At 60.4% G+C, this 21,625-nt stretch carries 16 protein-coding genes; 10 read left to right on the top strand and 6 right to left on the bottom strand.

All coding sequences use genetic code 11. From position 1 onward, the window contains the following. Positions 1 to 50: 50 nt before the first annotated feature. Positions 51 to 1,340, bottom strand: a complete 1,290-nt coding sequence (hemL, locus tag CYR52_RS13690; RefSeq protein ID WP_072928935.1) for a glutamate-1-semialdehyde 2,1-aminomutase — start codon at positions 1,338 to 1,340, stop codon at positions 51 to 53. 233 nt (positions 1,341 to 1,573) lie between these two features. Between hemL and clcA the strand changes: the two genes are divergently transcribed. Continuing rightward, entirely contained in the window at positions 1,574 to 3,016 is a 1,443-nt protein-coding gene (clcA, locus tag CYR52_RS13685; protein ID WP_072928936.1) for a H(+)/Cl(-) exchange transporter ClcA, read from the top strand. A gap of 85 nt (positions 3,017 to 3,101) precedes the next feature. Next, positions 3,102 to 3,449 carry an iron-sulfur cluster insertion protein ErpA gene (gene erpA / locus CYR52_RS13680; RefSeq protein WP_072928938.1) on the top strand — a complete coding sequence of 116 codons (348 nt, stop codon included), beginning with the start codon at positions 3,102 to 3,104 and terminating at the stop codon, positions 3,447 to 3,449. Between the two features lie 140 nt (positions 3,450 to 3,589). Here the strand turns inward: erpA and CYR52_RS13675 are convergent, their stop codons facing one another. The 4 genes from CYR52_RS13675 to mtnN form a co-directional block, all read right to left on the bottom strand. Continuing rightward, entirely contained in the window at positions 3,590 to 3,862 is a 273-nt protein-coding gene (locus CYR52_RS13675; RefSeq protein ID WP_072928940.1) for a hypothetical protein, read from the bottom strand. Between the two features lie 310 nt (positions 3,863 to 4,172). Further along, complete coding sequence (locus CYR52_RS13670) at positions 4,173 to 4,793, bottom strand: TRIC cation channel family protein (protein ID WP_072928942.1); 621 nt, start codon at positions 4,791 to 4,793, stop codon at positions 4,173 to 4,175. A 1-nt stretch (position 4,794) separates the two neighbouring features. Then, the gene (gene btuF, locus CYR52_RS13665) at positions 4,795 to 5,646 is read right to left on the bottom strand and encodes a vitamin B12 ABC transporter substrate-binding protein BtuF (protein ID WP_072928944.1); all 852 of its coding nucleotides are present in this window, start codon (positions 5,644 to 5,646) and stop codon (positions 4,795 to 4,797) included. Continuing rightward, positions 5,646 to 6,347, bottom strand: a complete 702-nt coding sequence (gene mtnN / locus CYR52_RS13660) for a 5'-methylthioadenosine/S-adenosylhomocysteine nucleosidase (RefSeq protein WP_101828773.1) — start codon at positions 6,345 to 6,347, stop codon at positions 5,646 to 5,648. The genes btuF and mtnN overlap by 1 nt, the downstream gene beginning before the upstream one ends. Positions 6,348 to 6,530: 183 nt before the next feature. On the opposite strand from mtnN, the gene dgt reads away from it, so the two are divergent. The 3 genes from dgt to CYR52_RS13645 all read left to right on the top strand — a co-directional run bounded on the left by dgt (position 6,531) and on the right by CYR52_RS13645 (position 11,137). Beyond that, positions 6,531 to 8,057, top strand: a complete 1,527-nt coding sequence (dgt, locus tag CYR52_RS13655; RefSeq protein WP_072928949.1) for a dGTPase — start codon at positions 6,531 to 6,533, stop codon at positions 8,055 to 8,057. 188 nt (positions 8,058 to 8,245) lie between these two features. Beyond that, on the top strand, positions 8,246 to 9,691 hold the full coding sequence (gene degP / locus CYR52_RS13650; RefSeq protein ID WP_072928951.1) for a serine endoprotease DegP: 1,446 nt from the start codon (positions 8,246 to 8,248) through the stop codon (positions 9,689 to 9,691). A 288-nt stretch (positions 9,692 to 9,979) separates the two neighbouring features. Next, the gene (locus CYR52_RS13645; RefSeq protein ID WP_072928953.1) at positions 9,980 to 11,137 is read left to right on the top strand and encodes a CdaR family transcriptional regulator; all 1,158 of its coding nucleotides are present in this window, start codon (positions 9,980 to 9,982) and stop codon (positions 11,135 to 11,137) included. Between the two features lie 12 nt (positions 11,138 to 11,149). On the opposite strand, the gene barA is transcribed toward CYR52_RS13645, so the two are convergent. Continuing rightward, positions 11,150 to 13,906: a two-component sensor histidine kinase BarA gene (barA, locus tag CYR52_RS13640; RefSeq protein ID WP_101828772.1), complete on the bottom strand. Its 2,757-nt coding sequence runs from the start codon at positions 13,904 to 13,906 to the stop codon at positions 11,150 to 11,152. Positions 13,907 to 14,367: 461 nt separating this feature from the next. Here barA and relA point away from each other — a divergent pair, with 461 nt between their 5' ends. From relA to queE, 5 genes are all read left to right on the top strand, one after another. Beyond that, positions 14,368 to 16,608 carry a GTP diphosphokinase gene (gene relA / locus CYR52_RS13630; RefSeq protein WP_072928955.1) on the top strand — a complete coding sequence of 747 codons (2,241 nt, stop codon included), beginning with the start codon at positions 14,368 to 14,370 and terminating at the stop codon, positions 16,606 to 16,608. A gap of 84 nt (positions 16,609 to 16,692) precedes the next feature. Next, positions 16,693 to 17,541: a nucleoside triphosphate pyrophosphohydrolase gene (gene mazG, locus CYR52_RS13625; RefSeq protein WP_101828771.1), complete on the top strand. Its 849-nt coding sequence runs from the start codon at positions 16,693 to 16,695 to the stop codon at positions 17,539 to 17,541. Positions 17,542 to 17,703: 162 nt separating this feature from the next. Then, positions 17,704 to 19,341 carry a glutamine hydrolyzing CTP synthase gene (gene pyrG, locus CYR52_RS13620; RefSeq protein ID WP_101828770.1) on the top strand — a complete coding sequence of 546 codons (1,638 nt, stop codon included), beginning with the start codon at positions 17,704 to 17,706 and terminating at the stop codon, positions 19,339 to 19,341. Positions 19,342 to 19,419: 78 nt separating this feature from the next. After that, a complete protein-coding gene (gene eno, locus CYR52_RS13615) occupies positions 19,420 to 20,715 on the top strand; it encodes a phosphopyruvate hydratase (RefSeq protein ID WP_072928962.1) in 1,296 nt (431 codons plus the stop codon). Between the two features lie 165 nt (positions 20,716 to 20,880). Beyond that, positions 20,881 to 21,552 (top strand): 7-carboxy-7-deazaguanine synthase QueE, encoded by a 672-nt coding sequence (gene queE, locus CYR52_RS13610; protein WP_101828769.1) that lies wholly within the window; start codon positions 20,881 to 20,883, stop codon positions 21,550 to 21,552. Positions 21,553 to 21,625: the final 73 nt, after the last annotated feature.

The raw sequence follows: 21,625 nt of genomic DNA, 5'->3' as shown, positions 1-21,625 counted from the left end.
ACACAAAAACAAAAAGGGGCCAGATGGCCCCTTTTTTACAGGAGTGGCATTCAGAGCTGCGCGAAGCAGCGGCGCGCGGCATCAATGGTGCGCTGGATGTCTTCCTGGGTGTGCGCCAGGGACATAAACCCGGCCTCGAAGGCAGACGGTGCCAGGTAGACGCCCTCTTCCAGCATCAGGTGGAAGAAGCGTTTAAAGCGTTCCACGTCGCAGCCCATCACATCCTGATAGCAGGTGATGCGCTCCGCATCGGTGAAGAAGATGCCGAACATGCCGCCGACACGGTTCACCACCAGCGGGATGTTCTCCTCTTTTGCCGCTGCCAGCAGGCCGGTGGCGAGGTTTTCGGTGAGCTCGGTCAGCGTTTCATGGGTGCCCGGCTGGGCGATCTGCGTCAGGCAGGCGTAGCCGGCGGCCATCGCGATCGGGTTGCCGGAGAGCGTCCCGGCCTGGTATACCGGCCCGGTCGGTGCCAGTGCGGACATCACATCACTGCGGCCGCCAAACGCACCTACCGGCATCCCGCCGCCGATGATTTTGCCGAGGCAGGTGAGGTCAGGCACCACGCCGTAGTGCGCCTGCGCACCGGCCAGCGCCACCCGGAAGCCGGTCATCACTTCATCGATGATCAGCAGCGCGCCGAACTCATCACACAGCGCGCGCAGCCCCGGCAGGAACTCCGGCAGCGGCGGCACGCAGTTCATGTTACCGGCCACCGGCTCCACGATGATGCAGGCGATGTCGTCCGGGTACTGTTCGAACGCGGTGCGCACTGAGGCCAGATCGTTATAGGTGCAGGTCAGGGTGTGTTTGGCGAAATCAGCCGGGACGCCCGGCGAGTTCGGCTGGCCGAGGGTCAGCGCGCCGGAACCGGCTTTCACCAGCAGGTGGTCGGCATGGCCGTGGTAGCAGCCTTCAAACTTGATGATTTTGTCGCGGTGGGTGAAGCCGCGCGCCAGACGGATGGCGCTCATGGTCGCCTCGGTGCCGGAGTTCACCATCCGCACCATGTCCATGGTCGGCACCAGCTCAGTGACCAGCTCCGCCATGGTCACTTCCATTTCGGTAGGCGCGCCGAAGCTCAGGCCACGGGATGCGGCTTCAATCACCGCCTCGCGGATGGCGGCGTTATTGTGGCCGAGCACCATCGGCCCCCAGGAGCCGACATAATCGATATAGGCTTTGCCGTCGGCATCAAACAGGTAAGCCCCGTCCGCATGTTCGACGAACAGCGGCACGCCGCCGACGCCGGTAAAGGCACGTACCGGCGAGTTGACGCCGCCGGGGATCAGTTTCTGCGCCTTGGTGAACAGGCTTTCGGACTTGCTGTGTTGGCTCATGAATCGGCTCCTGAAAAGGTTCGCATCACAGGGATGCAGAGGATAACCCCGTTATTCTAGTGAAGTGGGGCGCGTTATGAAATCGTTGCCGGGCGGTGAACGGCCTCTGGCCGCGAGAAAAACGTGCCATTTTGTTGCAGGCGCGGCGCGGCAGGGTAGGATAACCGGCGCTGCTGTGTGGGACGTGCCGCCGCGGCGCGTTGTTTTCCTTAATCCTTATTGGAAGAATCCGGATGATAACCCAAGACCAGACCCGCCCGCTTTCCCCCCTCCGCCTGCGGCGCAGTGACCTGTTGCGGCACTTCCTGCGGCGTGACAAAACCCCGGTGGCTATCCTGGTGGTGGCGGCGCTGGTGGGCGGCGTGACCGGCCTGCTCGGCGTGGGGTTTGAGCGGGCGGTCGGCTGGGTGACGCAGCAACGGCTTGGTGCGCTGCAAACGGTGGCGGGGCAGGCGTGGCTGCTGTGGCCGCTGGCGTTTGTGCTCTCCGCCTTGCTGGCGATGGTCGGCTACCTGCTGGTGCGCCACTATGCGCCGGAAGCGGGCGGCTCCGGCATCCCGGAGATTGAGGGCGCGCTGGAGGAGCTGCGGCCGGTGCGCTGGTGGCGGGTGATCCCGGTGAAATTCATCGGCGGCATGGGCACGCTGGGGGCCGGGATGGTGCTGGGGCGCGAGGGGCCGACGGTGCAGATTGGCGGCAACGTCGGCAAAATGCTGGTGGATCTGTTCCGCCTGAAAAGTGCGGAGGCGCGCCACTCGCTGCTGGCCACCGGCGCGGCGGCCGGGCTGTCTGCCGCGTTCAACGCGCCGCTGGCCGGTATCCTGTTTATTATCGAGGAGATGCGGTTACAGTTCCGCTACAGCCTGATCTCCATTAAGGCCGTGTTCATCGGCGTTATCGCCTCCAGTGTGGTGTACCAGGCGTTCAACGGCAGCGCGACGGTGATTCAGATAGGCAAATTGCAGGCAGCGGCCATGAACACGCTGTGGCTCTATCTGCTGCTGGGGATGCTGTTCGGGCTGGTCGGTGTGGTGTTCAACGCGCTGATCTTCCGCACCCAGGATCTGTTCCTGCGGCTGCATGGCGGCCGGTTACGCAAGATCCTGCTGACAGGCGGGCTGCTGGGCGGGCTGTGCGGTGTGCTGGGGCTGGTGATGCCGGCGGCCGCGGGCGGCGGCTTTGGGCTGATTCCGCAGGCGGCGCTCGGGCACTACTCGCTGGGGATGCTGCTGGCCCTCTTTTTCAGCCGTATTGTCACCACGCTGCTCTGTTTCTGTTCCGGTGCGCCGGGGGGGATTTTCGCGCCAATGCTGGCGCTGGGCACGCTGGGCGGCACCGCGTTCGGCCTGGCCTGCGGTACGCTGTTCCCGCATTACGGCTTGCAGGCAGGCACCTTCGCCATTGCCGGGATGGGCGCGCTGTTCGCCGCCACGGTGCGCGCGCCGTTGACCGGCATCGTGCTGGTGCTGGAGATGACGGACAACTACCAGCTGATTCTGCCGATGATCATCACCTGCCTGGGCGCGACGCTGGTGGCGCAATTTCTCGGCGGCAAGCCCTTGTATTCCACCCTGCTGGCCCGCACGTTAGAACGTCAGGGTCGTGAACAGGCGGCGAACGCGCCGCACACGGCTGACAATCCTCAGGGAAACCGCCCCCCTGCGGCGAATACTTGAACAGACTACTCAGGTATTAGATAATCAGGGTATTATTCAGGCGGCTATTGGTGCACCCTGAAGTAAAACCGGTTGGAGTATAAAAATGAGTGATGACGTCGTAGCACTGCCCCTGCAATTTACTGAAGCAGCCGCACACAAAGTGAAAAACCTGATTGCGGACGAAGAGAATCCGAACCTGAAACTGCGGGTCTATATTACCGGCGGCGGTTGCAGCGGTTTCCAGTATGGCTTCACCTTTGACGATCAGATCAACGACGGTGACATGACCATTGAAAAAGCCGGCGTGGCGCTGGTGGTAGACCCGATGAGCCTGCAATACCTGGTGGGCGGCTCCGTGGACTACACCGAAGGGCTGGAAGGGTCGCGCTTTATCGTGACCAACCCGAATGCCAAAACCACCTGCGGGTGCGGGTCGTCCTTCAGTATCTGACGCAGCAAACGCCAGGCAGAAAAAAACCCGTGTGCCGGTGGCAGACGGGTTTTTTATTAGGATTATTTTTTTATTGCAGTGATAACACTGATTTTGGGTAAAACGCATAGCTGTGTGTAGTGTGGAACCCCGCCGCAGCCTCACCATTCAACGGTAATAAGCTGCGTCTGTTGTGCCACGTTGCCCGCCAGATGGGCCTCTTGGCTCAGTGCCTGGGTGCGGATAACCGGCTGATAGCGTGCATCGCTGCCGCATTCTGCCGTGGGTGTGGCGTTGGTCACGGTCACTGCGCACGTCGGCACAATCACCATGCGAACATTTATCACGCCCTGGGCACCCACGCCCTGACTTCCGATGGCCGCCGCCGGCAATACCCACAACGCAAACAGCGCGCTGAAAAGGTGTTGTCGCATAGGTCATGATCCTGGTGTTGAAAAGGTGCTCAACGCATCAGTTACCTTACTATCGGCACGGGACGGTGCCGGCTTTAGCCGATCTGGGCATCCCTCAAGTAAACCGGTTTACTGATGCATCGTTTTCTGCGCCGTCATGAGTCACAAAAAGGGAATCAGGAGGGCGACAGAAGGGGTATTGAGAAGCGAAACAGTGAAGGGCCGCTTCTCAATGCAAATGAATATAACAGAATCGATCAGTTTGGTGAATGCTTTTTAATCGATATCGGGTTAAATATCAGTTAAGCAAATAAGAACTGTTAATGGATAATTATCCGCCATTATTTTCCAGCACAAAGGTCGGCAGTTTCAGATGCCAGCGGATCGCCGCCAGCCGGATCACCAGCGTGATCGCCATGCCCAGCAGCGTCGCCTGCGACAGCGGCATCCCTAAGGCGTAAGCGACGGTATGCACAATGCCGCCGGCAATACAGGCCGTGGCGTAGATCTCGGTACGCAGGATCATCGGGATTTCGCGCGCCAGAATATCGCGGATAATGCCGCCACCTACGCCGGTGATCACCCCCATGCAGACCGCCACCAGCGGGCCGGTGCCGGCGGCCAGCGCCTTGTTGACGCCGATGCCGACAAACACCGCCAGCCCGACGGCGTCCAGCACCGGCAGCACCCATTTCGGCAGCCGCCGCGGCTGGCGCACCAGCCCGATGGTCAGCATACAGGTCACCATGGCCACCACCAGATCGGTCGGGTCACGCACCCAGAATACCGGGCCGTGGTCCAGCGCCATATCGCGGATGGTGCCGCCGCCAATCGCCGTGACCACGCCCAGCACCAACACGCCAAACGGGTCCATGCGCAATTTGCCCGCCAGCAAGACGCCGGAAATGGCAAACACCGCCGTGCCTAAAATATCCAGAATGTAGAGCAGCATATCAACGATCGTTCCGTGCCGGGGAAGGGGAGGCGGGCAGCGCCGCCAACTGCGGGCAGAGTTGCCGCGCGGCCAGCATAATACGCGGCCCGGCCCGGCTGAACCAGTCTGAATTAAGGGCGATCACCGGCACGTTTAACTGCGGCTGCCACCACGCCGCCACCGCCTGTTGCGCCGCGCGATCGCCGGGGGTGACAATCGCCGCCGGGCGGCGCATCAGCACCTGTTCGCGGCTCACCTGCGGCCACGGCACGCGGCTGTCAGCAAACAGGTTCTGCGCGCCGCAAAGCCGCAGCACTTCGCTTTGCAGCGTCTGCCCCGAGGCGGTGAACAGTGGCCGGGTGCCGAACTGCAACAGCACCGGCAGCGGCGCGGCGCGCGCATACTGCTGTTGTAAGGCATCGCGATCCGCGCGCAACTGTTGTGCCGCCTGGTGCGCGGTGTCCGGGGCGGCGCTGTAGCCCGCCAGCTGATCCAACGCTGCCGCCACCTGATCAATACTCTGCGGATCGAGGGTGATCACCGGCACCCCGAGCGCGCGCAGTTGATCCAGCGACCGCTGCGGGTTGCCGCCGCGCCACGCCAGCACCAGGTCCGGCTTCAGCGCCACGATCCGCTCCAGGTTGATCCCCTGCCAGTTGGCGACCCGCTCCAGCTTTTCTGCGGCGGGCGGGTAGTCAGCATACTCACTGGCGGCCACCATCTGCGGCCCCAGCCCGGCGGCATAGGCCAGCTCCGTGAGGTTCGGTGCCAGGGCGATGACCCGCTGGGCAGGCTGGGCTGCCGCCACACCCACGACAAAAAAAGGCACTGCCAACAGCAGTGCCTTCAGGGTACGCAACAGGTGCATCATCAGCCGCGCTGCGCCAGCGCCTGCACCATCGCATCCACCATGCGGGTGGATTGCTCGGCCGCCACCACCAGGAACTCCTCAAAGCTCAGGTGGGAAGCCTGGTCTGCCACGTCAGAAATGGCGCGCACCACCACAAACGGGGTGCCGAACAGGTGGCAGACATGGCCGACAGCCGCCGCTTCCATCTCCACCGCCGCCACCTGCGGGAAGGTGGCGCGGATACGGGCCAGCGGCTCGGCACCATTAATGAAGGCATCGCCGCTGCACACCAGCCCGCGCACGGCATTGAGGCCGAGGTCGCTGATGCAGCGTGCCGCCAGGTCGATCAGCGCGGCGTCTGCCGTGAATGCGGCCGGGCAACCGGCCATCTGGCCCGGTGCATAGCCAAAGGCGGTGACATCGGCGTCGTGGTAGCGCACTTCATCGGAGACCACAATGTCACCGACGTTCAGGGTGGCGGCCAGCCCACCGGCGGAACCGGTGTTGATCACCACGTCCGGGCGGCAGTGCTCCAGCAGCAGGGTGGTGCCCATCGCCGCGGAGACTTTACCAATCCCGGATTTCAGCAACGCCACCTCGACGCCGTGCAGCGTGCCGGTATAAATTTCACACCCGGCGCGTTGCAGGGTTTCACGGTTTTCAATCTTGTCGCGCAGCAGGGTGACTTCCTGCTCCATTGCGCCAATGATGCCAACTTTCATAGGGAGACTCGCAGATGAGGATGCGTGGCCCGCAGGTTGATGCGGACGGGCATGTTTATTAAAGACAACGTGTTTATAAAGACAACATGTTTATAAAGGCGACATGTTTATAAAGGCGAATAGTCTATCATGGCTACTGGCGAGCGCTAACGGTAATAGACTGCGACCGGCGGAGGATGCAGCATGTCGGAAATCGATTTCAGAAAAAAATTCAGCATAGAACGCCCTTTCAGCCCGCCGCGCGATGATCTGGCCGGGCTCGATGCCTATGACATTGTGCGCCAGTTTGAGAGCGATCGCGGGCGCATTATCAACTCTGCGGCCATCCGCCGCCTGCAACAGAAAACCCAGGTGTTCCCGCTGGAGCGCAACGCCGCGGTGCGCAGCCGCCTGACCCACTCGCTGGAGGTGCAGCAGGTGGGGCGGCATATTGCCAAGGAGATCCTGCACAAGCTCGGCCGGCAGGGGCAACTGGAGGCGCTCGGCCTGGCGGCGCTGCTGGCCCCGTTTGAGAGCGTGGTGGAGATGGCCTGCCTGATGCATGACATCGGCAACCCGCCTTTTGGCCACTTTGGCGAATCCGCGATCAATGACTGGTTCGGGCGGCGCATGGCGAGGAGGGATGCCGGGGAGCCGCTGCCGGAACAGGATGCGTGCCGGGTGCCGCTGCTGCAACTGCGCGCCGGGGAGGAGAAGCTGAACGCCCTGCGTTGCCGCATCCGCCACGATCTCAGCCATTTTGAAGGCAATGCGCAGGCGATCCGGCTGGTGTTCAACCTGTTGCGCCTCAACCTGACCCATACCCAGGTAGCCTGCATTTTGAAATATACCCGCCCGGCGTACTGGGCCGGGCCGGTGCCGCCGGCGTACAGCTACCTGATGAAAAAGCCGGGTTACTACCTGGCGGAGGAGCCGCTGATCGCCCAGTTGCGCGAAAAATTACAGCTCGGCGAATTCCAGCGCTTCCCGCTGACTTACATCATGGAGGCGGCCGACGACATCTCTTACTGTATCGCCGATCTGGAAGACGCGGTGGAGAAGAAAATTTTCACCGTTGAGCAGCTTTACCACCATCTGCAACAGGAGTGGGGCAGTGCGCAGCCCGGCGATCTGTTTGATCTGGTGGTAGGCACCGCCTATAAAAAAATGATGGCGGCGCAGAGTTACCGCCACCCGATCGACTATTTCTTTATGGAACTGCGGGTGCAGACGGTGAAACGGCTGGTGCCCCATGCGGCGCAACGCTTTATTGATAACCTGCCGCAGATTTACGAGGGCACGCTGAACCAGGCGTTGCTGGAGGATCAGAGCCAGGCCAACCGGCTGCTGGAGATCTTCAAGAATGTCGCGTTCCGGCGGGTGTTCAACCACCATGAGGTCGAGGAGCTGGAGTTGCAGGGCTACCGGGTGATCAGCGGGTTGCTGGACATTTACAGCCCGCTTCTGGAGATGCCGCCGGAGGATTTCCAGAAGCTTAATGAGCAGGATACCCACCGGCGCTACCCGATCGAGACGCGGTTGTTCCATAAGCTTTCCGGCAAATACCGGCTCGCCTACACCCAGGCGGTCAGCGACATCGCGACCTTACCGGCGGCCGAGCAGCCGATCTGGGAATACTACTTCCGCGCCCGGCTGATTCAGGATTACATCAGCGGCATGACCGATCTGCACGCCTATGATGAGTACCGGCGGCTGGCGGCGGCGGAGTAGGGCGGCAGGGCCGGGGGCCGCCGTCCGGGGGTGATGAGAAAATGGCCTTTTGTAAAGACATCGCACACTTTTTTACCATTGCTGAATCGACGCCGGTGAACTTAAGGTGATTTAGTACATCTTATTCAGCACGGCTACACCGTCAGTATTGTTCTTGTCGCATCAATAAATTAAAGAGATACAGACAAATGAAAAAATCATCTTTGTTCCTGAGCGCCCTGGCGCTAAGTATTGGAATGGCTCTTGGCCCGGTTTCGACGGCTAACGCGGCGGAAACCGCCTCCTCCAGCAGCGCCCAGCTGCCCAGCCTGGCCCCGATGCTGGAAAAAGTCATGCCTTCGGTGGTCAGCATTAACGTGGAAGGCAGCGCCGCCATCAATACCCCGCGCATGGGGCAGAACTTCCAGCAATTCTTCGGGGACAACTCGCCTTTCTGCCAGGACGGTTCCCCGTTCCAGCAATCCCCGCTGTGCCAGGGCGGTGGTGACGGCAGTGACGGCGGCAACGTTGCGCCACAGCCGAAACAGGCCTTCCAGGCACTCGGCTCCGGCGTGATCATCGACGCAGGCAAAGGTTATGTGGTGACGAACAACCACGTGGTCGACAACGCCACCAAAATCGTGGTGCAGCTCAACGACGGCCGTAAATTTGAGGCCAAAGTGATCGGCAAAGATCCGCGTTCTGACATCGCCCTGTTGCAGATCAAAGACGCGAAAAACCTGACCGCGGTGAAAATGGCGGATTCCGAATCCCTGCGCGTCGGTGACTACACCGTGGCGATCGGCAACCCATACGGCCTGGGTGAAACCGCCACCTCCGGTATCGTCTCCGCACTTGGCCGCAGCGGCCTGAACATCGAGAACTACGAGAACTTTATTCAGACCGACGCCGCGATCAACCGGGGTAACTCCGGCGGCGCGCTGGTGAACCTGAACGGTGAACTGATCGGTATTAACACCGCGATCCTGGCACCGGACGGCGGCAACATCGGCATCGGCTTCGCCATCCCAAGCAACATGGTGAAAAACCTGACCGCGCAGATGATCGAATTCGGCCAGGTGAAACGCGGCGAACTGGGCATTATGGGTACCGAACTGAACTCTGAGCTGGCGAAAGCGATGAAAGTCGACGCCCAGCGCGGGGCGTTCGTCAGCCAGGTGATGCCGAAGTCTGCCGCAGCCAAAGCCGGGATCAAGGCCGGGGATGTGATCCTGACCATGAACGGCAAAGCGATCTCCAGCTTCGCCGCGTTCCGGGCAGAGATCGGCACCCTGCCGATCGGCTCCAAACTGACGCTGGGCCTGCAACGTGACGGCAAACCGGTCACCGTTGAGGTCACGCTGGAGCAGAGCCAGCAGGCGCAGGTGGATTCCGGCACCATTTACACCGGCATTGAGGGGGCGGAGCTGAGCAACACCGACCTGAACGGCCACAAAGGGGTGAAAGTGGACAATGTGAAACCCGGCTCAGCCGCGGCGCGCATTGGCCTGAAAAAAGGCGACGTGATCCTGGGCGTCAACCAGCAGCCGGTGGCCAACCTCGGCGAGCTGCGCAAGATCCTCGACACCAAACCGTCGGTGCTGGCGCTGTCGATCCAGCGCGGCGACAGCTCACTCTATCTGTTGATGCAGTAATAGTCTCTTCTGCCGGGATCGCTTTCCCGGCAATACGCTGGAAGGCACGGGAAACCGTGCCTTTTTTTATGGCCGCGATCCGCCCGTTTCCGCCCCGGCCACTATTTTTACCACCCCTTCCAGGCCGGGCAGGCGTTCTTTCATTCTGTTGCGTTGCAAAAAATCTGTGATAGCTGCCACAGCTTTTGGGCATATCCCGGTGCTTTGTGCGTTTGCACAATGCAGGAGTAGGGCGCGCTCAGTATGCTGAGGAAGAGAGGGTCAACCGTCAGGCGGAGAAGGAAAGGAATGGCAGCATATCATCTGGATGCCAGACTGGCACAGGATATCGTGGCCCGTACCATGCGCATTATTGACAGCAATGTCAACGTGATGGATGGGCGCGGCAGGATTATCGGCAGCGGTGACCGTGAGCGGCTGGGGGAGTTGCACGAAGGGGCGCTGCTGGCGATCTCCCAGGGCCGGGTGGTGGACATCGATGACGCGGTGGCGCGCCATCTGCACGGCGTGCGGCCCGGTGTGAACCTGCCGTTGCGGCTCGACGGCGATATCGTCGGCGTCATCGGCCTGACCGGCAACCCCACCGATTTGCGCCAGTATGGGCAGTTGGTGGGGATGACCGCCGAAATGATGCTGGAGCAGGCGCGGCTGCTGCATATGCTGGCGCAGGACAGCCGCCTGCGTGAGGAGCTGGTGCTGAACCTGATCCGCGCGGAGAGCCTCTCCCCGGCGCTGGGCGAATGGGCGCAGCGGCTCGGCATCGATCTCAGCCTGCCGCGCGTGGTGGCGGTGGTGGAAGTGGACAGCGGCCAGTTGGGGGTGGACAGCGCGATGGCGGAGTTGCAGCAGCTACAGACGCTGCTCACCTCGCCGGAGCGTGACAACCTGATCGCCATTGTCTCGCTGACGGAAATGGTGGTGCTGAAACCGGCGCTCAATAACCACGGCCGCTGGGACGCCGACGCACACCGCACGCGCATTGATAACCTGCTGGCGCGGATGACGGAGCGCGGCCGTTTGCGCATCCGGCTGGCGCTGGGCAACTATTTTCCGGGGCCGGGCGGCATTGCCCGATCCTACCGTACCGCCCGCACCACCATGAGCGTCGGCAAACAGCGGATGCCCGATCAGCGCAGCTATTTTTACCAGGATCTGATGCTGCCGGTGCTGCTCGACAGCCTGCGCGGCGGCTGGCAGGCCAACGAGCTGGTGCGCCCGCTGGCGCGGCTGAAAACCATGGACAACAACGGCCTGTTGCGCCGCACATTGACCGCCTGGTTTGCCCATAATGTGCAGCCCACCGCCACCGCCAGGGCGCTCTATATCCACCGCAATACGCTGGAATACCGGCTGAACCGGATTTCAGAGCTGACCGGCCTTAACCTTGGGAATTTTGACGATCGTTTGCTGCTCTATGTGGCGCTGCAACTGGATGACGATCGTTAAACAACGGGGCGATCAGCCGCCCCGCAGGTGGATCTTCGCCGCATTGGTGACATTTTCAATCTCGTCCAGCAGCTCCAGCCACTCCGGCTCCAGCGCATGGAGGCTGACATTCTGCCGCAACTGGTGTTCCAGATAGCCACAGAGCTGCTTCAGGCGCGGCACGCCGCTGTAACTGCAACTGCCGTGCAGCTTGTGGATAAGCGCGAGGATCGCGTCGTCATTGGCCCCGTCAACGATCGCCTGCACCCGCTCGCTGACCTGCGGCAGGAAGTCGATCAGCATCTGTAACAGGTCGCCGGCCAGATCCTCTTTGTTGGCCGACTGGCGCAACGCCAGTGACCAGTCCAGCGAAGGCAGCGGCTCCCCGGACGCCGGGCTGACCATCGGCGGCGGCACGTCCGGCTCGGCGCTGGCCGGGGCGTGGTGGCGCGTCAGCACCCGTTTCAGCATCGCCTCATCAATCGGTTTTGCCAGATAATCGTCCATGCCGGCTTTCAGCAGGTGTTCACGTTCGCCGGAAAGCGAATGGGCCGTCACCGCGATGATCGGCGTGCGGGCATGGTGCGGCAACTGGTGAATCAGCTCGGCGGCGCGGATGCCGTCAATGTGCGGCATCTGAATGTCCATCAGGATCACATCCAGGTCCTGTTCGCGTGCCAGCGCCAGGGCATCCGCACCGCTTTCGCACAGCAGCGTGTGCTCGACCAGCTCCTCCAGCAGGGTGCCGATAAGTTTCAGGTTGGCCGGGTTGTCATCCACCGCCATCACCGTCAGCGGCAGGCGCGGCGGGCGGTGGGGCTTGTGGCCCAGCAGCCCGGCCTGGCTGTCATCCAGCAGCAGCGGCAGCAAACGCACGCTGGAGATAGGCTTGATCAGGCAGCCCTGGACCCCGAGCTTTTTCAGCGCTTCGGCGTCAATCTGCAACTGGGAAGGCACCGCCATAATGACGCGGTCTGCCAACGCCAGAATGCCCGGCATCCGCGTTTTGTACTCTTCGAGCATATGGCGTTTGTTCAGCGGCACGCCAATCAGCAGGATGTCAAAATGCTCCTCCGGCAGTTGCGCAAGCTGGGTGCCGTGCGTCACCTGCAACGGCGTGGTGGCCAGAATTTCCAGCGTGGCCTTGGCGGCCGCGTCGTTGGCTTCGATATAGGCCAGGCGTTTGCCCTGGAGCGCGTCCATCGGCTGGGCGCTCGGCAGGAAATGATCGTTGAGTTCAATATTGATGTGGAACCAGAAGGTCGAGCCGCGGTTGAGCTGGCTGTAGAAGCTGATGTCGCCGCCCATCTCCTTGACCAGCTTCTGGGTGATCACCAGCCCCAGCCCGGTGCCGCCGTGGCGGCGCGAAATGCTGGCGTCCGCCTGGCGGAATGCCTGGAACAGCTGCGACTGCTGGCGCTCGGAAATGCCGATGCCGGTATCGTGGATCTGCACCTCCAGCTCCGCTTTCATGTTGTCGTGCGAGCGCAGCTCCACATTGATGTCGATATTGCCGCTTTCGGTGAATTTCACGGCGTTGCCGAGCAGGTTGGTGACCACCTGTTGCAGGCGCAGCGGGTCGCCGATGACCTGTTCCGGCACGTTGTTCTGCACATTCAGCGTCAGCTCCAGCCCCTTCTCATGGGCGGTATGCGCCAGCAACACCACCACTTCATCCAGGGTTTCCCGCAGGGCGAACGGGATATGCTCCAGCACCAGTTTGCCCGCCTCCAGCTTGGAGAAGTCGAGCACGTCATTGATGATGGTCAGCAGGTTGTTGGCGGAGCGCTCAATGGTTTGCAGGTAGTCGCTCTGGGTCGGCGTCAGCGGGGTTTTCAGCGTCTGGCGGGTAAAGCCGATCACGCCGTTAAGCGGGGTGCGCAGCTCGTGGGACATATTCGCCAGGAATTCCGACTTGATGCGCGCCGCCTCCTGCGCCCGCTTCTTCGCCAGATCCAGCTCAACGTTCTGGATCTCCATCTGCTCCAGCGTTTCGCGCAGGTCAGAGGTCGCCTGGTCGATGTTCTGCTGCATCTCCTCATGGTAGGCGGTCAGTGACATCGCCATCGAGTTGATGCCGTTTTTCAGCATGTCCAGCTCGCCGAGCATATAGCCCTCCACCCGGCTGTCGAGCTGGCCGCGGCGGATGCGGTCCACGGTATTCACCATGTTGCGGATAGGCCCGGTGACGTCACGCATCAGCCGGTAGGCGAACAGGATGGCGATGCAGAGGCTCAGCACCAGCAGCAGGGTTGCCACAAACACCTCTTTGTATTGCTGGAGGCGCACGGAATTGAGGTCAAGCTCAATGGCGATGTAGCCGAGGTTGTCGGGTTTCAGCGCCGGGATGCTGTCGGTTTCATCCGGGGCGTTCTCTTCCGAGGTGATAGGCGTACGCAGGATCAGCTCATTGCCGTAGCGGCTCAGCATCAGCTCGGTGGGCATCGGCTCACCCTGGCTGATTTGCAGCTGGCTGTAGTTGCGGTGGTAATTGGAGGTGACGAACAGCCGGTTATCGCGGTCAAACACCGTGATGGATCGCACAATATCGGAATGGCGGCGGTGCAGCAGGCTCACCAGCTGGCGCACCGACTCGCGGTGGTGGAAGGTCATGCCGTATTCACTGGCGATCGCCAGCGGCTCAATGATGCTGGCACCGGAATCCACCAGCTGATCCTGCAATTCGTTGTAGCGGTGCACCACAAAAAATGTGCTGAGCAACAGGCCGATCAACAATGTGGGGGCCAGGATTAACACCATCATCCGGGCGCGAAGGCTATATTTGGTCATGAGATTCCACTGTGGGAGAATTGGCCGCAGAACCGCGTGGTCAACATCAGTGACCCCGGCAACAAGCCCTGATTCTACCTTGCAAAGCGCCGTGTGACGACCCGGCAAAACCCGCGTTGCAGGCAGACGCGGCGCGGGCGTGGAAGGTATTGCCACGCTGGTGGCGAATGGGCAATATAATGCACCTATAAATTCACTGAATATTTCCCGGTTTTTACCGGGGCCGGCGCGGCACAAGGAATCACAGGGTGCCGCCCGGCGCGCGGGCAGGGGGTGGTGCCTCATCACGCCAAACTTTCCCCGCCGTGAAGTGTCTATCTGTGCTGTAGCCGCCCGCTGGGGCGGGACACCAGGTTTGCTGGAAACAGGCAATCCGCCGGCAGAGGCGAAAAGGCCGGGCATCCGGCACTGAGGGTCTGTTTATCAACCGGTCTGCGCGAGCGGACAAGTAGGGAGTCGATATGGTTGCGGTAAGAAGTGCGCATTTGAATACGGCGGGCGAATTTGCGCTGGATGCGTGGATCGAAAGTTTAGGCTTGTCCAGCCCCCAGTCAGGTGAGCGTCTGGCCGAAACCTGGCGATATTGCGAACAGCAAACCCAGGGCCACCCGCAGGCGTCGCTGCTGTTATGGCGCGGCCTGGAGATGGTGGAGATCCTGTCGACCCTCAGCATGGACAACGACAGTATGCGCGCCGCGCTGCTGTTCCCGCTGGTCAATGAGGGCATCGTTGACGAAGCGACCCTGACCGCCGCGTTCGGCCAGGGCATCACCTCGCTGGTGCACGGCGTGATCGACATGGATGCCATCCGCCAGCTGAAAGCCACGCAAAATGATTCGATGGCCTCAGAGCAGGTCGATAACGTGCGCCGGATGCTGCTGGCGATGGTGGAAGATTTCCGCTGCGTGGTGCTGAAACTGGCAGAGCGCATCGCCCACCTGCGTGAAGTCAAAGACGCGCCGGAAGATGAGCGCGTGCTGGCGGCCAAAGAGTGTACCAATATCTATGCGCCGCTCGCCAACCGCCTCGGTATCGGCCAGCTGAAGTGGGAGCTGGAGGATTTCTGCTTCCGCTACCTGCACCCGGACGAATACAAACGCATCGCCAAACTGCTGCATGAACGCCGCATCGACCGCGAGCAGTACATCGACGATTTCGTCGGGAACCTGCGCCGGGCCATGCAGGGTGAAAACATCAAAGCGGATATCTACGGCCGGCCGAAACACATCTACAGCATCTGGCGCAAAATGCAGAAAAAATCGCTCGCGTTCGATGAGCTGTTTGATGTGCGCGCCGTGCGGATCGTGGTGGATCGCCTGCAGGATTGCTATGCGGCGCTGGGGATCGTGCATACCCACTACCGCCACCTGCCGGATGAGTTTGATGATTACGTCGCCAACCCGAAACCCAACGGCTACCAGTCGATCCATACCGTGGTGCTCGGCCCGCGCGGCCTGCCGCTGGAGATCCAGATCCGTACCCGGCAGATGCACGAAGACGCCGAACTTGGCGTGGCCGCGCACTGGAAATATAAAGAGGGCGCACCGGTGGTGGGCGCCCGTACCGGCTACGAGGAGCGCATCGCCTGGCTGCGTAAGCTGATTGCCTGGCAGGAAGAGATGGCGGACTCCGGCGAAATGCTCGACGAAGTGCGCAGCCAGGTATTCGACGACCGGGTCTACGTCTTTACGCCGAAAGGCGACGTGGTCGACCTGCCGACCGGCTCCACGCCGCTCGATTTCGCCTACCACATCCACAGCGATGTCGGGCACCGCTGCATCGGGGCGAAAATCGGCGGGCGCATTGTGCCGTTCACCTATCAGTTACAGATGGGCGACCAGATTGAGATCATCACCCAGAAGCACCCGAACCCCAGCCGTGACTGGCTGAACCCGAACCTCGGCTACATCACCACCAGCCGCGGCCGGTCGAAGGTGCAGAACTGGTTCCGCAAACTCGATCGCGATAAAAATATCATTGCCGGGCGGCAGATCCTGGATGATGAGCTGGCACGGCTCGGCATCAGCCTGAAAGAGGCGGAGAAGGTGCTGATCCCGCGTTATAACGTCAACTCGCTGGACGAAGTGCTGGCCGCGATTGGCGGCGGCGACATCCGCCTTAACCAGATGGTGAACTTCCTCCAGTCGCAGCTGAACAAGCCCACGGCCGAGGAGCTGGACCGCGAAGCGCTGCGCCAGCTGACGCAGAAAAGCGCGCCGTCACACCAGCGCACCGCCAATAAAGACAACGGCCGCGTGGTGGTGGAGGGCGTCGGTAACCTGATGCACCACATCGCGCGCTGCTGCCAGCCGATTCCGGGCGACGAGATCGTCGGCTTTATCACCCAGGGGCGCGGCATCTCGATCCACCGCGCTGACTGTGACCAATTGGCCGATCTGCGCTCCCATGCGCCCGAACGGCTGGTGGACGCGGTCTGGGGCGAAAGCTACTCCAGCGGCTATTCGCTGGTGGTGCGTGTCACCGCCAACGATCGCAGCGGCCTGCTGCGTGACATCACCACCATTCTGGCGAATGAGAAGGTGAACGTGCTGGGCGTTGCCAGCCGCAGCGACACCAAAGAGCAGCTCGCCACCATCGACATGGAGATTGAGATTTACAACCTCCAGGTGCTGGGCCGGGTGATCGCCAAGCTGAACCAGTTGCCGGATGTGCTTGAGGCGCGGCGGCTGCACGGCAGCTGATCCCCTTTACAGCGGCCCGGTTCTCCGGGCCGTCTGCATTTTTTCCCGGAACCGTGCCGGTTCCGCTGACCATTGAGACGTACCATGACTGAACACTCCCCGCTTGACCGCCTGCTCACCATCATGAAAACCCTGCGCGACCCGCAACAGGGCTGCCCGTGGGACCGTGAACAGACCTTTGACACCATCGCGCCGTACACCCTGGAAGAGACGTACGAAGTGCTGGACGCGATTACGCGCCGCGACTACACCGACCTGCGGGATGAGCTGGGCGACCTGCTGTTCCAGGTGGTGTTCCATGCCCAGATGGGCAGCGAGCAGGGGCTGTTTACCTTTGATGATGTCTGCAACGCCATCAGCGACAAACTGACACGCCGCCACCCGCATGTGTTTGGTGAGACGGGTGGGGAGCAAAACGGTGAGGCGGCCGGCGGGCATCCGGCGCCGTCGGCGGCGCGCTGGGAAGGGCTGAAAGCCCAGGAGCGGGCGGAAAAGGCGCTGCACTCCGCGATGGATGACATCCCGGAGGCACTGCCGGCGCTGATGCGGGCGCATAAAATCCAGAAACGCTGTGCTGCGGTGGGCTTCGACTGGGAGACGCTGGGGCCGGTGGTGGACAAAGTGCATGAAGAGATCGATGAGGTCATGCACGAGGCGCAACAGGCGGTTATCGATCAGGATAAATTGGGTGAGGAGATCGGTGACTTATTGTTTGCTACCGTCAATTTGTCGCGTCACCTCGGCCATAAGGCAGAAAATGCCCTGCAAGCCGCCAACCGCAAATTTGCCCGCCGCTTCCGCGCGGTGGAAACGATTATCCGGGCGCAGGGGCTGACGCCGGAACAGGCGACGCTGGAACAGATGGAAGCCGCCTGGCAGCAGGTGAAGCGCGATGAAACGGCCGGTGCAGCCGGCAAGAAAAGTGCCGGGTAAGGCGGTATAACCGGGTGAAAAGGGTGCGGAAAAAGATGCGGCAGCGTGCTTTCCGTACCCAGAGCCATAAAACGAGCAATTGTGGCATCCCCAAGGTTCCGGTATACTACTTTCCCGTCCTGGTTCTTCCATCGTCTTTAAACCTAAACTCTCAGGTTCAGCATGACAACTAATTATATTTTTGTGACCGGCGGGGTCGTCTCCTCTCTGGGTAAAGGCATTGCCGCAGCCTCCCTGGCGGCTATTCTTGAAGCCCGTGGCCTCAACGTTACCATCATGAAACTGGACCCGTACATCAACGTGGACCCGGGCACCATGAGCCCGACGCAGCATGGTGAGGTTTTCGTCACCGAAGACGGCGCAGAAACTGACCTCGATTTGGGTCACTACGAACGTTTCATCCGTACCAAAATGTCCCGCCGCAACAACTTCACCACCGGCCGCATCTACTCCGATGTGCTGCGCAAAGAGCGCCGTGGTGACTATCTGGGCGCGACCATCCAGGTTATCCCGCACATCACCAATGCCATCAAAGAGCGCATCATCGAAGGCGGCGAAGGCCACGATGTGGTGCTGGTTGAAATCGGCGGCACCGTAGGTGACATCGAGTCCCTGCCGTTCCTGGAGGCGATCCGCCAGATGGCGGTAGACGTGGGCCGTGAACACACCCTCTACATGCACCTGACGCTGGTGCCGTACATGGCGGCGGCCGGTGAGGTGAAAACCAAGCCGACCCAGCACTCGGTGAAAGAACTGCTCTCCATCGGTATCCAGCCGGATGTGCTGATCTGCCGCTCCGACCGTGCGGTGCCTGCCAACGAACGTGCGAAAATCGCCCTGTTCTGTAACGTGCCGGAAAAAGCGGTTATCTCCTTAAAAGACGTTGATTCAATTTATAAAATCCCGGCGCTATTGAAATCACAGGGCCTGGACGATTATATTTGTAAACGATTCAGCTTAAACGCGCCGGAAGCGAACCTGGCCGAGTGGGAACAGGTTATCTATGAAGAGGCCAACCCAGGCGGTGAAGTGACCATCGGGATGATCGGCAAATACGTCGAACTGCCGGATGCGTACAAGTCAGTGATTGAGGCGCTGAAACATGGCGGCCTGAAAAATCGCCTGACGGTTAACATCAAGCTGATTGACTCGCAGGACGTCGAAACCCGCGGTGAAGAGGTGCTGAAAGACCTCGACGCGATCCTGATCCCAGGTGGCTTTGGCTACCGTGGTGTGGAAGGGAAGGTGTTCGCCGCCCGTTATGCGCGTGAAAACAACATTCCTTATCTGGGCATTTGCCTGGGTATGCAGGTGGCACTGATGGAGTTCGCCCGCCACGTGGCCGGCATGGACAACGCAAACTCCACAGAATTTGTGCCAGACTGTAAGTACCCGGTGGTCGCATTGATCACTGAATGGCGCGATGAAAACGGCAACGTTGAAGTGCGCGATGAGAAGAGTGATTTGGGCGGGACCATGCGTGTGGGTGGGCAGCAGTGCCACCTGACCGAAGGCAGTCTGGTCCGGCAGATGTATGGCGAACCGACCATCGTAGAACGTCATCGTCACCGTTATGAAGTCAACAACATGTTGTTGAAGCAGATCGAAGCGGCGGGTTTGCGTGTTGCCGGTCTCTCTGCAGACAAGCAGTTGGTGGAAATTATTGAGATCCCGAACCACCCGTGGTTCGTGGCGTGTCAGTTCCACCCGGAATTTACGTCAACGCCGCGTGATGGTCACCCGTTGTTTGCAGGCTTCGTCAAGGCTGCCGGTGAGTATCAGAAGCGTCAGGTAAAATAAAATATCGATGAGCAGTGCGCACCCCGGTGCGCACTGTTTGTCTGGAGTTTTAGTTTAACTTGTACTGAGGAAAACCTAATGTCCAAAATCGTTAAAGTCATCGGTCGCGAAATCATCGACTCCCGTGGTAACCCGACGGTAGAAGCTGAAGTGCATCTGGAAGGTGGTTTCGTTGGTCTGGCGGCGGCACCATCAGGTGCGTCTACCGGTTCCCGTGAAGCACTGGAACTGCGTGACGGTGACAAATCCCGTTTCCTGGGTAAAGGCGTGACCAAAGCCGTTGACGCGGTAAACGGCCCGATTGCACAAGCTGTGACCGGTAAAGATGCGAAAGACCAGGCGAACATCGATAAGATCATGATCGAGCTGGACGGCACCGAGAACAAATCCCAGTTCGGCGCCAACGCCATTCTGGCGGTTTCTCTGGCGGCCGCTAAAGCCGCTGCAGCAGCAAAAGGTATGCCGCTGTACGAGCACATTGCTGAACTGAACGGCACCCCAGGCAAATTCTCCATGCCGCTGCCGATGATGAACATCATCAACGGTGGTGAGCACGCTGACAACAACGTCGACATCCAGGAATTCATGATTCAGCCGGTTGGCGCGAAAACCGTGAAAGAAGCCATCCGTATGGGTTCTGAAGTTTTCCATAACCTGGCCAAAGTGCTGAAATCCAAAGGCATGAGCACCGCGGTAGGCGACGAAGGCGGCTACGCGCCAAACCTGGGTTCCAACGCCGAAGCTCTGGCTGTTATCGCTGAAGCGGTAAAAGCGGCCGGTTACGAGCTGGGCAAAGACATCACCCTGGCGATGGACTGCGCAGCGTCTGAGTTCTACAAAGACGGCAAATACGTGCTGGCCGGCGAAGGCAATAAAGCCTTCACCTCTGAAGAGTTCACCCACTTCCTGGAAGACCTGACCAAACAGTACCCGATCGTCTCCATCGAAGATGGCCTGGACGAATCTGACTGGGACGGTTTCGCGTACCAGACCAAAGTGCTGGGCGACAAAATCCAGCTGGTGGGTGACGACCTGTTCGTGACCAACACCAAGATCCTGAAAGAAGGGATCGAAAAAGGCATCGCTAACTCCATCCTGATCAAATTCAACCAGATCGGTTCCCTGACCGAAACCCTGGCTGCTATCAAGATGGCAAAAGACGCCGGTTACACCGCGGTCATCTCTCACCGTTCCGGTGAAACCGAAGACGCCACCATTGCTGACCTGGCAGTGGGTACCGCAGCAGGCCAGATCAAAACCGGTTCTATGAGCCGTTCTGACCGCGTTGCCAAGTACAACCAACTGATCCGTATCGAAGAAGCGCTGGGCAACCGTGCGCCGTTCAACGGTCTGAAAGAAGTGAAAGGCCAGTAATTACTGCGCCGGAAGCTTCTGATAAAACCCGCTTCGGCGGGTTTTTTTATGGGCGTTTTCCGGCGCGGTAACGGCCCGACACAGTTAAGGTTGCGCTATATTTGGTCAGAGCAGCGTTATCTGCCATAATCACGCCCCTTCAAAACCATTACTAATGAGAATGTCATGCAGTACCCGATTAATGAGATGTTCCAGACCCTGCAAGGGGAAGGCTATTTTACCGGCGTGCCGGCCATTTTTATTCGCCTGCAAGGATGCCCGGTAGGGTGCAGCTGGTGCGACACCAAACACACCTGGGACAAATTGGCCGATCGGGAAGTCGCGCTGGATGAGATTCTGGTCAAGACCACAGAAACGGATGCCTGGGGCGCGGCCAGTACCGAAGACCTGCTGGCGGTGATTGAGCGTAACGGCTATACCGCGCGCCATATTGTGATCACCGGCGGTGAGCCATGCATCCACGATCTCGGCCCGCTGACGCTGCTGATGGAAAAAAGCGGCTTCACCTGCCAGATCGAAACCAGCGGCACCCATGAGGTACGCTGTTCGCCGAACACCTGGGTGACGGTGTCGCCGAAGGTGAACATGCGCGGCGGCATGGAAGTGCTGGATCAGGCGCTGAAACGTGCCGATGAGATCAAACACCCGGTGGCGCGTGAGCGTGACATCGAGGCGCTGGACGCCCTGCTGGCCAGGCTGCACGACGATAAATACCGTGTGGTGGCGCTGCAACCGATCAGCCAGAAAGAGGACGCGACCCGCCTCTGCATTGAAACCTGTATCGCCCGCAACTGGCGATTATCGATGCAGACGCACAAATACCTCAATATCGCCTGATCCTGCTGTTATCTCTAAAACGAACCCGCTCCGGCGGGTTTTTTATGGCCTGGTTTAAGGCACCTCACAACTC

Source organism: Chimaeribacter arupi (assembly GCF_002858805.1).
Taxonomy (GTDB): domain Bacteria; phylum Pseudomonadota; class Gammaproteobacteria; order Enterobacterales; family Enterobacteriaceae; genus Chimaeribacter; species Chimaeribacter arupi.
Note: the sequence above shows the minus strand (reverse complement) of the source record. Positions and strands in the feature narration are given on the sequence as shown.